At 41.2% G+C, this 12,062-nt stretch carries 11 protein-coding genes; 6 read left to right on the forward strand and 5 right to left on the reverse strand.

Annotated elements, in window-relative coordinates:
- Window positions 1-153: 153 nt before the first annotated feature.
- Together IR083_RS01515 and IR083_RS01520 are read right to left on the reverse strand one after the other, a co-directional pair.
- The gene (locus IR083_RS01515) at window positions 154-846 is read right to left on the reverse strand and encodes a hypothetical protein (RefSeq protein ID WP_194222975.1); all 693 of its coding nucleotides are present in this window, start codon (window positions 844-846) and stop codon (window positions 154-156) included.
- Window positions 847-1,201: 355 nt separating this feature from the next.
- Window positions 1,202-1,432 carry a hypothetical protein gene (locus IR083_RS01520; protein ID WP_194222976.1) on the reverse strand — a complete coding sequence of 77 codons (231 nt, stop codon included), beginning with the start codon at window positions 1,430-1,432 and terminating at the stop codon, window positions 1,202-1,204.
- Window positions 1,433-2,277: 845 nt separating this feature from the next.
- Here IR083_RS01520 and IR083_RS01525 point away from each other — a divergent pair.
- Together IR083_RS01525 and IR083_RS01530 are read left to right on the forward strand one after the other, a co-directional pair.
- A complete protein-coding gene (locus tag IR083_RS01525; RefSeq protein ID WP_006797994.1) occupies window positions 2,278-2,784 on the forward strand; it encodes a DUF6712 family protein in 507 nt (168 codons plus the stop codon).
- A gap of 281 nt (window positions 2,785-3,065) precedes the next feature.
- Window positions 3,066-4,793: a hypothetical protein gene (locus tag IR083_RS01530; RefSeq protein ID WP_194222977.1), complete on the forward strand. Its 1,728-nt coding sequence runs from the start codon at window positions 3,066-3,068 to the stop codon at window positions 4,791-4,793.
- A 307-nt stretch (window positions 4,794-5,100) separates the two neighbouring features.
- Here the strand turns inward: IR083_RS01530 and sucD are convergent, their stop codons facing one another.
- Together sucD and sucC are read right to left on the reverse strand one after the other, a co-directional pair.
- Complete coding sequence (gene sucD, locus IR083_RS01535; protein ID WP_006797992.1) at window positions 5,101-5,973, reverse strand: succinate--CoA ligase subunit alpha; 873 nt, start codon at window positions 5,971-5,973, stop codon at window positions 5,101-5,103.
- A gap of 76 nt (window positions 5,974-6,049) precedes the next feature.
- A complete protein-coding gene (gene sucC, locus IR083_RS01540) occupies window positions 6,050-7,204 on the reverse strand; it encodes an ADP-forming succinate--CoA ligase subunit beta (protein ID WP_194222978.1) in 1,155 nt (384 codons plus the stop codon).
- Window positions 7,205-7,480: 276 nt separating this feature from the next.
- Between sucC and IR083_RS01545 the strand changes: the two genes are divergently transcribed.
- From IR083_RS01545 to IR083_RS01560, 4 genes are all read left to right on the forward strand, one after another.
- Window positions 7,481-8,380 carry a sugar phosphate isomerase/epimerase family protein gene (locus IR083_RS01545; protein WP_194222979.1) on the forward strand — a complete coding sequence of 300 codons (900 nt, stop codon included), beginning with the start codon at window positions 7,481-7,483 and terminating at the stop codon, window positions 8,378-8,380.
- 165 nt (window positions 8,381-8,545) lie between these two features.
- Window positions 8,546-8,812, forward strand: a complete 267-nt coding sequence (locus IR083_RS01550) for a hypothetical protein (RefSeq protein WP_006797989.1) — start codon at window positions 8,546-8,548, stop codon at window positions 8,810-8,812.
- Between the two features lie 181 nt (window positions 8,813-8,993).
- Entirely contained in the window at window positions 8,994-9,605 is a 612-nt protein-coding gene (locus IR083_RS01555) for a DUF4230 domain-containing protein (protein WP_006797988.1), read from the forward strand.
- 124 nt (window positions 9,606-9,729) lie between these two features.
- Window positions 9,730-10,863, forward strand: coding sequence for an MBL fold metallo-hydrolase (locus IR083_RS01560; RefSeq protein WP_194222980.1), 1,134 nt, complete (start codon window positions 9,730-9,732; stop codon window positions 10,861-10,863).
- 53 nt (window positions 10,864-10,916) lie between these two features.
- On the opposite strand, the gene IR083_RS01565 is transcribed toward IR083_RS01560, so the two are convergent.
- Entirely contained in the window at window positions 10,917-12,044 is a 1,128-nt protein-coding gene (locus IR083_RS01565) for a phage portal protein (RefSeq protein ID WP_194222981.1), read from the reverse strand.
- Window positions 12,045-12,062 lie beyond the last annotated feature (18 nt).

The raw sequence follows: 12,062 nt of genomic DNA on the forward strand, positions 1-12,062 counted from the left end.
ATATACAATAATACCTGATGGACAGAACTATAAAGTATACAATAAAAATATGATAAGTTCTTCCGAACTGGCATATACAATAGTTTTTCCCCAATAATTACCTCCTTATCTGCTTCTCAAACTTATACTGCTCATCCTCAGCCCGCGCCTTATCTATCCGGTAAAGGAGGAATCCGAAAACTTCGACAACTGCTTTCTCAGTAATCTGGTCAAATAAATAAATTTTATCCTCTGCCAGATCGGCAATTGTTTTATACCACCCCCATTTATTACAAAAGTCTTTGTATCCTTTAGAAACCGGTTTGCCTGAGCCACCACCGTTGAATAATGGTGCAAAATCGCTTCTGATTCTTTCTTTCTGTACAAAAAAAAAGCGAGCAATGGTAGGGCTTTGTCGCAAGGTAGGTTGCGGAACGTCTCTTGTCGTACGGCGGCGGTATCGGGATGGTAGCTTTCACCCGCCGGACGGCATACGATAGCCAGCGTTTCCGAAATCTTGGTCAGGCTGTCACTTTCCAGCGTTTGCTCTATGTCTATCCATTCGCCCAGTGTGAGTCCATCCGACGGGGAAATAAAGTAGTCCCGTCCGTCGACATTGACCTTTGTTGCGGGTTCGAAGTCGGTATCGAATATAAAGCCGACGGCATCGGATATGGCGTCGAACAGTTGGGTCGGCGAGTTGAGCAGCCATTCGCTGTCCAGCTTGCAAATGCCTGCTATGAAGTGCACATATTCCATCTTGTCTTCGGGGTGATGCTTAAACCATTTTTCGTAGTCGGCAAGGCACAGGTCGGCCCATGATTCGGGTACAGAGATTTTTTGGTTGTTGATTTCGATTTCTAACATAATTTTATAATTAATAGTTAATAATGAAGAGTTAGATTGAGTATTATAGATCGCTTGCGCCATTCTTAATTCTTCATTCTTTCTCACCGTATAGATAAATTACTTTTATTTTGATAACAGATTAAACCCAATATTTATTTAAAAGTCTATATTTATAGATGGAAATACTATAAAACAATGAAAAAATATCTTATACCTTATTATAACATTATTTATCTCCTTTAATCTAGTGTCTTGTGAAAAAGAGGAAGATATTGGAGGTTGGAGTACAGATGATAATTACATTAAAGTATATAATAAGAATTTAAGAGGTTATTCTTCCGAGTTGGCATATACAATAATTTTCCACAAATAGTTACCACCTTATCTGCCTCTCAAACTTATACTGTTCATCTTCCACGCGCGCGGCTACTTCTGCCGATGCCGTTGCTATCTGCCCTATATTGTCTATCACGTTTCCGGAATGTTTATAAAAATTTGCAATCAGGGTATCTTCTACTCCCAGAAATTTGCCAAACTTGGAAGCTGCTTCCTCTGCTTTCTTTGTATCAATCTCAATATCAACGTTTATCGTTTTCTTTGCCATAAGTTTTTATAGTATAGATAAAGTAATTGAAATTACAAAAAAGACTTGCAATACATCTATATTATTGCAAGTCTTTCCCGTTTTAAAATTTCGGAATGTGAAGTTTAAAAATTCGGTTAAGGCGATTATATAAGTGTTTAATTAATGAAAAGCACACCGGATAAGGAGTGCATCCATAGAGAAATCAATCGCAAAACGGCTACCGCTGTCAAACAGTATTACCATCAGGTACGTGCAGCCGTTTTTTTAACCAAGTAAGTTTCTTATGTAAAGAACGTTGTATGCATTACAAATATAACCTGATCTATGCTAAAAATGAAACATATTGCGTTAAAATAACTCATTAAAATAGTTAATTAACCAATTGAATATCAGATCATTTACTTTTAATATTTTAAATGAATTTTTGTCTTTAATAACATTGCTATATAAAACAGGACGTCCCGCTTCATCCGGATACGGACAACTTTACTTAAATAATGTTATTATCCATTCATAAATCTACTTCATTCTCGTAATGTTCTTATATTTGGATTATAGTAATTTAACAGGTGCATATGTGTACCAATAAGATAAACCTGACATGTTACACAAAATAGAAGCTACGCAGAGGCCCGGAACCAGAATTTGCGCAGGCATAAGAATAAAAACAACCGAATTATGAGATAATCGTCCGATAAAGATATTTTTTTATTTTAATACTTATGTTTTCCCATAGTATTAGAATAAGGTTAGTTGGGAAAAGGTTGTTGTGAAACAATCTTTTCTTTTTTCATCCATATTTATATATTTTTTGAATCTGGCATTATCAAATTAAAAAAAGTTTATCTATACAGTAAAAAGCTATGAGAGAACTAATACAATTACCCCTGATAAGTGAGAAACTGTTTAAGATGCATTCACCTGTGACATCCAACACCGACATCACCGAGTTTATACCTTATATCTGTATTGCGCAGGAGCTTCATATTGCAGGCATACTGGGCGAGCCGCTAATGGATGAATTATGCGAACAGGTATCGGCCAATACCCTTACACCGGAAAACAGCGATCTGATATTGAAAATCGCCCCTGCCCTCTCCTTCTGTGCCGTTTATCAGGCTTTGCCTTTCCATTGGGCTACTATCGTAAACAAGGGTATAACAATCCGGGAAAGTGAGAACAGTAAAGGTGTGGATATAAAAGATCTTGCTCAATTGCGACAATGGGTAAAGAACGATGCAGATGTGTTAAAACAGCAACTTGTGGATTTCCTGTACAAATACCGGACTAACTATCCTTTGTGGCAACCGGAAGATAAGTGTAAAAAAGAGATGGAATTCAACAGTGGATTTCATTTTCCGAAGCGTTAGCTCAAATTCCTGTTTACAATGCAATCTATTTTAAAAAAGACAGTTTCCAAAACTGTCTTTTTATTGTTTATGCAACTTAAAACAGGCCAAAAAAACTATTATTAACAATAAAAAGTCATTATTTTGACGTTAAAAACTATATTTTCAAAAATCATGTCATATATTTGTGCTCCGAAAAAAGACAATAAAGACAATAACAGAGTAAAGACAAAACTAATTGAACTGATATTTGTTAAAATATAAGACAACACAATAGACGTATTTGTTCAAACTATTAACTTATGAAGCTAATCACAAAGACTTTAATATTACATTTGATTGTAATAATAGCAATGTCGAACTTCTCAATGCTTACAGCGCAAATAACGATCGGTTCCAACCTTTCACCAAGGACAGGAGCCTTACTTGATCTCAAGGAGACAAATACAAGCGGCAGCAATTTAGCAAATTCTACAAAAGGACTCTTACTACCGCGTGTATCCCTGGTCAGCCTTCAAAGCTTGGTTCCTTTGGTTATCTCGGCAACCGAAGAGGAAAAAAAACAATCGACAGGTATGATTGTATATAATATGCAGGAAACACCGGAGCTCTCTATCGGGCTTAATATATGGGACGGAACTCAGTGGGTTCCCGTCTCCGATACCGGTTGCCCTCCAGATGTAGTTGCAGATTTCACCGTAGTTTCCGCTACGGTGAGAGGCACATATATAAAAGGGGTGGAACTTACTCCGCTGAACTATTTAAATATAGTACTGGATATTTCTGTTCCCGGAAAATATATTATCACCGGTATCACCACCAATGGTTATGACTATATTCTAACAGGCGAATTCCTGACAACGGGAGTACAAACGATTATGGCGCCGGGAAGTGGTACACCCGTTTTATCCACCAGCGATCTTACCGATGTGCCGGATGTGATAAAAGTGAAGATCAATACTCTTGAAACATCCTTGTCTAATCAGGTTCTCAGCAAACCATTAGATTATCTTATCGACTGTAACACTTTGGCTGTAAACGGAACATATCTGGTAGGAACGGAGTTGAATCCGTCAACTAATTACCTTACAGTACAGGGTATGGCCACAGCACCTTCGACGGGAGGAATGTATGAGATAAAAACAGATGAAGTCAATGGATATTCTTTTGCAAAAACAGGTCTAATTTCAGCTGGAAACCAGACATTTACAATACCAACGACAAATTTGACTGATAAACCGTTGACACAGGGTTTGAATAATTTTACCCTGACCACAAACAGTGCATTGTCTGCTACTACATGCCCTTTTACCATAAAGGCAGTATATCCTGCTTTATCGGTGTACATAAACAACATTTCATACGCAGGCTATCCTGCTTCTATGACTAATATAGCCGGGAATATAGACAACTACGGACCAAACGGAATATATGATAAAGTGGAGAAGATAACTTCTGCCACCGGTTCCACGGCTAATACAGTAGCCAATATGACAAATAAGGCTACCGATGTGACCATCATCAATTACAGTATGACTCTGAGTGCGACAGAGGCTGCGACAGCACTGGCTTATATCAAAAGCGGAAAGATACTTATCTACGCTGTAGATAACACCACCACCCCGGTGGCGGGTGCAGTATCGATAGTCGCAGGCCTGTTAGGAGTAAGCACATCATCCGTATTGGCTACCTATTCTGCCGCAACCAATGCCGAAGCCGGAATAATAGTAAATTCAACTACACTCACATCGCCGAACGACAAGCTTGTCAACGGACCTTTTGGTAATGCATCCGGATTATCTTTTGCCAGGGACGGCGATTACAACTGGAAGATAGATCTGGCAGCGTCAGTTACGGATACTTCTGTTCGAAGCCGGTTTATCCCTATAGCCAAAGTTTCGGACGGAACTGCGCGTATTCTGCTGGCAGACGGGGGTGCATGGGCTAATCTGGCTAATAGTGGTTATGAACCGAAAAAGATACTGTTCAGCAACATTCTGGCATGGGCAGTGGACAGGCTCAATGAGTAACTTAACTCGAAGATAATATAGAGGGCAGCCGATGAGCTGCTCTCTCTGTTTCCGTACGCTGAAGAATATTGCTTAAAAAGAAAAAGTCCCCGATATCGCATCGCTGACTTCTTCAACCTTAACACAAACTTTACAAAACTACATAATGATAACGCAGGATTACATAATAATGTTCTATCATAGCCGTTAAACTTGGTTAAGAACATGCTACGGAAACAGGTAAACATATCAGACAACATCTCAATGATAATAAGAAAATCCCCTGTATACACTATAATACAGGGGATTTCTATTCATAAATATTTTATCAATTGCCAAGCCGTTCTTTCAGCAGGCCTGGTATCTCCGACGGCTCTTTCGCCACCCGCACACCCGCAGCTTCCAGTGCAGCAATCTTATCGGCGGCAGTACCCGAACCACCAGCTATAATAGCACCGGCATGCCCCATCTGTTTACCCTGGGGAGCCGCCTGACCTGCTATAAAGCCGACAACAGGTTTTGTCACATGCTTACGGATATATTCAGCAGCCTGTTCTTCTGCATTACCACCTATTTCGCCTATCATAACTATGGCATCGGTATCGGGATCATTTTGCAGCATTTCCAGCAATTCACGGTAGTAAAGTCCCACTACAGGGTCTCCGCCCATACCTACGGCAGTGGACTGCCCCATACCGTTTGCCGTAAGATGATACACAACCTCATAGGTTAATGTACCGCTCCGGCTGATAACACCTATATTCCCTTTCTTAAAAATCTGTCCCGGAAGTATTCCTACAAGGCATTTATCGGGCGACATCAATCCCGGACAATTAGGTCCTATCAGCATCACCCCTTTCATCTGGGTATAACGGAATGCCTTCACAGCATCCAGCGTAGGGAGCCCCTCGGATATGCAGATAATGAGTCTGACTCCTGCATCGGCTGCTTCCATTATAGCATCTGCCGCAAATTTAGCAGGAACAAATATAATGGATGTATTGGCCTGCGTCTGTTGCACAGCCTCATATACAGTATTGAATACAGGTACGCCGAGTATCTCCGTACCACCTTTTCCGGGCGATGTACCGCCTACAATATTTGTACCGTATTCTAGCATCTTCTTTGTATGGAAACTGCCGTCGCGTCCGGTTATTCCCTGTACTATCAGTCGTGTGGATTCGTTTATTAGTATACTCATATTTTTTTCAGTTAACAGTTAACAGTCATCAGTTAACAGTGTTAATATTTATTGATTATTAAAAAAACGGTATTTTTTATGATGTTTTGATAACTGTTGACTGATTACTGCCAACTGCTAACTGCACTGCCTCTCCCATAGTTTCCGCCACTTTGAAGCGGGTTCCTGCAAGCATATCGCGTCCCTGCTTTTCGTTAGTGCCTGTAAGGCGGACGATAACGGGAATATCGGTTTCCAATTGTTCGAAGGCGGTAAGCAAACCCGAAGCCACATCGTCGCAACGGGTTATGCCGCCGAATATATTGATCAACACTACTTTCACTTTCGGGTCTTTGAGCAACAAGGTCATGGCATCTATCACTTTATTGGGATTGGAGCTGCCGCCTATGTCGAGAAAATTGGCAGGTGTACCGCCATACAGTTTTATCATGTCCATAGTGGCCATGGCAAGACCTGCTCCATTTACCATACAGCCTATTTCGCCATCGAGATGCACATAGCTGAAACCTTTCTCCTTGGCATAAGCCTCTGTTTTTTCTTCTTCGGTAGGCTCAAAGAGGGCATGTATCTGCGGCTGACGGTAGAGCGCATTGTCGTCGAAGGTCATCTTGGCATCTATTGCTATCAGGTTGCCTTCTTTGGTGAGTACCAGCGGATTGATTTCGGCCAGTGACGCATCTTTATCTACGAACAGTTTATATAGTTTTTGCAATATTACCGCCAATTGATTCACCTGGTTTATTTCTTCGAATATAGTGAATGCAAACCGCCGCGCCAGATAATCAGGAACTCCGATAAAAGGATCAATGGCAAATTTGTGTATCTTTTCCGGTGAATGTTCGGCTACTTCCTCTATATCCATACCACCTTCGGCACTCATCATCAGGATGACGGATTTAGTATTGCGGTCGATAACAAAGCTCACATAGTATTCCGAGCCGATATTAACGGCTTCACTTACAATGATTTTTGTAACGGGGAATTCTTTGATACTCATACCCAGAATATCCGTTGCATATTGTTTTACATCCTCCCTGTTCTTTGCCAGTTTAACTCCTCCTGCTTTACCTCGGCCGCCGGTAAGCACCTGTGCTTTTACTACCACCCGTTCCATATTCAGCCCGTCGTACGCAGTAACAGCCTCATTGGCGACATTACAGAGTACATACTTTTCAACGGGAATGCCATAAGACGAGAATAGATTTTTTGCCTGATATTCGTGTATCTTCATAGGTATAAAAAAATTTAAGTAGTTATTAAATTGATACCTTTTCTTTAACAGCTAAATTTACAGGTAAGTTTTTTAATAAAGTACATTTTATAGATAATTTTAATTTAAGAGGAGATAGATGCTGTTTATATAGCGGATACTAAGTAAAAGGAGTACAACGGAAAAAGTTAAATATTAACCTGTTACCTCAAAATATGCCTGTAAGATACCCCCTAACCCAAACTTTTATTTATCTTTGACACTGTTAATTAAGATATGCCCTAACGAATCTAACGTATGAAAAAACTATTTAAGTACCTATTAATTGCAGGCATACTATGCAGTTATGCATCATGCAATACAAAGAACAAGCAACAACCGGAAGCTGGTAATCAACCAAAAACCGTGACAGTAACCAAAGCCGAACAAAACGGATGGTATTTGTCTATGCAATCCTATACCTTCCACAAGTTCACCTTTGCCGAAGCTATCGACAAAACCCACGAACTGGGAGTGAAATACATCGAGGTATTTCCCGGACACAAACTGGGCGACAAATGGGGTGACAAAGTATTCGGCATAGGACTCACCACCGAAGAACGCAAGGAAATAAAGGAATTTGCCGAAAGCAAAGGTGTAAAAATAATCTCCACCGGCGTATATACCACAGATAACCCGGACGACTGGGAAAAAGAATTTATCCTGGCTAAAGAGATGGGCATGGAGTTCATCTCCTGCGAACCGTCCATAAAAGACTGGGACCTTATAGAAAGCCTCGTTAACAAATATGGCATAAAGATAGCCGTGCACAACCATCCGCAGCCGTCAACCTACTGGAATCCAGACCTGCTGCTGGCACAGATAGCCAACCGAAACCCGATGATAGGAGCATGTTGCGACGTGGGTCACTGGCGCCGCGAGGGATTAAATCAGATCGACTGTCTCAAGAAACTGGACGGGCGTATCGTATCGCTGCACTTCAAGGATATAGCCGAAAAGAAAGAGGGAGAAACCGAACAGCACGATGTGATCTGGGGAAAAGGTATACTCGATGTGGAAGGAATGCTAAAAACACTTAAAGCACAAAACTTTAAAGGATACATATCTATAGAATATGAAAACAACTGGGACAATTCCGTTCCGGACATAAGGCAATGTATCGACTACTACACAACAATAACTGAGGAAATCTTTTGAAAGGCTTCATACTTCATCGCCTAAGGCCGGAAATTTTCCGGCCTTTTCTGTTTATATTAAGAAACTGTTTTTTACAACATTTAAAATATTGGAAAGAACTATTGTCCTGTATATTTGTTTAAAATACAATCGTATAGTCATTTACAGATTAAAAATTCACAGATTATGAGCACAGATAATAGTAAAGGGAAACATCTCACCGATGAAGAAATAGAGCAAATCAAGCATCTGGATGCAGATCAGGTATTTGGCAACAACGATCAGGCTCTCGATATAAACATGGAAGAGAGGGAAGAATCGGAAGGAGATGATGATCCGTCCCGCAGACAAAGGGATATAGCAAAAGAAGCCGAAAGAGTAAGGGAAAAACTAGACCGCAAATCGAATGATGTGAGAGATTACAATTCGGATGCAAGAGAGATACCTATGTAATTACCCTTCGTCGGAAGTAATAAATATACCTCTGTCTCATAACTACTTATTAGTAAAAGACAGGGGTTTATCTTTCAAAGATCCAGCCATATAGCAAACTATTATATACACAGCCATTTTTGATTTGATAAAAACAATCGCTTTTCGTACATTTACTTCAAATAGCAGATAAATGCAATATATGTCCGGCAGAAATACAATAAAACAACGCAGTTATATAAATATGCTCGCTATCGGTATCCTTATCGGTGGCATTATCATGTACCTCTTTGGCGGCAAAGACAAAGGAGGGGAAAAAGTGGAAGTTTCGCACAATATGATTGTGGAGAAAATAGAAAGTCTCGGCAATCTGGAAGTGTTGAAATACAACATTCAGGATATGGTGGAATATAAGAAGGTGCGCCAGTGGCTGCCAAATGCCAAGACTGCACTCATAGTATCGGGTGAAGTGATCTGCTGCATAGACCTCACCCGCCTCAAACCCGAAGACATATACACCTCCGGCGATTCGATACGCCTGACTCTGCCCGCCCCCGAAATATGCCATGTAGCAATAGACCATTCGGCCTCGCGCATCTACGATATGCAATTCGGGTTGTGGGAGTCGACACAAATAGCCGACGAAGCGTACCGCCAGGCCGAAAAGCAGTTGCGCGAACAAGCTGCAAAACTAGACATGGACAGCAAAAGCCGCGATAGTGCCGTAAACCTGCTACGCCCTATTTTGCAGGCTATGGGCTTCGACCATATATTTATCACCTTCGGGCAAGGAAAAGGATACAAGGAAAAATAAAAACACAAATTCTGCGCTATCCAATATTTATCCGGAAATCTACTATTACCGGCTCAGCGTTCTCTTTAAAGTTTCATATAAATTATGGCACAAATTTTGTTTTTAACATAAAAATTGAAACTTCATGAAACCGAAAACTAAAAAGAGAATCAAGAGAACAATGATTATAATACTTTCAGTAGCAGCACTATTAGCAATCACAATTGCAATATTTGTCAATCAGCCGAGTTTTGGACGTACACCAGGCGGAGAGCGCAAAGAAAGGGTGAAGAACTCACCTAATTACAGGGATGGAAAATTCCAGAATCTGAGCTATACGCCACAACTAACGGGAGACAAAGGATATATAGGTATTATGTATGATTTCCTTTTTGCAAAACATGAGCGCGTCACTCCTACCGATAAAATTCCTTCAGTGAAAACCGATTTACTCCATCTCGACCGCAACGAAGATATACTGGTCTGGTTTGGTCATTCATCCTATTTCATACAGATAGACGGCAAGCGCATACTGGCCGATCCGGTCTTCAGCAAGGCTGCATCGCCTGTTTCGTTTGTCAACAAAGCATTCGACGGTGCTGACGGATACACGGCAGAAGACATGCCTGATATAGACTATCTCTTCATTTCGCACGATCACTGGGATCATCTCGATTATAAAAGTGTAATGGCTCTCAAAGACCGCACGGGTAAAGTAATCTGTGGACTGGGCGTAGCAGAACATTTCGAAAGATGGGGTTTTGATATGGACAAGGTTGTAGAACTGGACTGGAACGAGGACGCCGTTATCGGTGACGGATTTACGACATATTGTCTCCCTGCCCGGCATTTTTCGGGTCGCGGACTTTCGCCGAATCAGTCGCTATGGGCTTCATACCTTTTGCAAACACCTACAATGAAAATATATCTGGGCGGCGACAGCGGATATGACACCCATTTTGCCAAAATAGGCGAGCGCTTCGGTAAGATAGATCTGGCCATACTCGAAAACGGACAATATGGCACAGGATGGAAATATATACATATGATGCCCGAAGAAGTAGTGCAGGCAGCGAAAGACCTGCATACACAGGTACTTTTCCCCGTGCATTCATCTAAATACGCTCTGGCAAACCATTCGTGGGATGACCCTCTGAAAAGGGTTACGGCTGCAAGCAAGAGAGAAGATATGCGCCTGCTGACACCAATGATAGGCGAAGTGGTGAATCTGAAAGACAGCACACAGACATTTAAAGAATGGTGGGTGGGGATTGAGTAAGAGAAAAGGGTACGAACCTTAAAGTCCGTACCCGCACATGAAATACAAAAAAACTAATTATTGCTATCGGCAGCAAGTTCTTTTACAATATCCAGATCTTCCACCACCAACCGCTTATAACCGTTATTGATGGTAAAAATACTTAGCGTATCCAATATTTTGCGGCGAAGCTGATGAATGACCGTATGGTTGTAGAGCACATACGAATTGATAATCTCATTGGCATTTCCGCTCAGGTTGCCTGACCCCGACAGACCTGCCAATGTAGGCGAAGTAAGGCGATGGGCAGATATGATTTTCTGGAAAATAATCTCATCCACATTGTTGTACAGATCGGCATTGTTACTCGCTGTATACGATGTTACCACGGGCTTTACTTCCTGACTTTCGCCCCAAAGCACAACAATACTGTTTGCCCCGTTAGTCCCTGCATAGCTGCTCTCGATATCTTTCTGGAATTGTTCTTTCTGATCTTCTGCCGGATTACTCGGCATGGTAATAATGGTTGAGGGTACAAAACCATTGTTGATAGAGTTGCGGTAAAATTTGCCCAGCAAGCCATCCGCTTCTATATAATTCAATGCGGAATAATACTGGGGCACAGGGTAATAATCGAGACTCGGCTCATAATCCTTGTAATAGAAAAGATACGGAACACCTTTCTGCATTTCTTCGGCCCCATATGCCTTTATCTCTACCGGAGCGAATTTTCCGTATGTCTTGCGCCAATCGTTAGACAGGAAGAAGCTAAGATAAGTTCCGAACTCGTTGATCTCCCCCACTCTCACTTTACTGAAATCGGTATGATAAAGGCTTACAGTCTTGCCGTTTTCGTTCAGTATCACCTGAAAACAATATCCGCCGAAAGTCACATAATCTTTAGCTATTTTTTCTATCAATGCATCCCAGTCGTCGGCAGGGTTAGGTTGACCGTAATACTCCCCGTCCCTCACTCCTGTTCCGCAAATATAAGTCACTTTATTTTCTATCACTGCCTTGTTGATCGCCGATTCATTGTTCAGTTCTATGATTCGTTGCGGCAGCAGATTGTCTCGGTCGTAACTCACCCAGCCTTTTGTGTTGCGGGTGAATGTGGGGTACGATTTTACTGATTGGGATAATTTAATTACTGAATAATTGGCTCCTGTCGAATGTTGTTTCATATTTTCCGTTTTTTTCATTGGTGTTTTTAGAGTATA

Source organism: Dysgonomonas sp. GY75, from assembly GCF_015234155.1.
Lineage (GTDB): Bacteria > Bacteroidota > Bacteroidia > Bacteroidales > Dysgonomonadaceae > Dysgonomonas > Dysgonomonas gadei.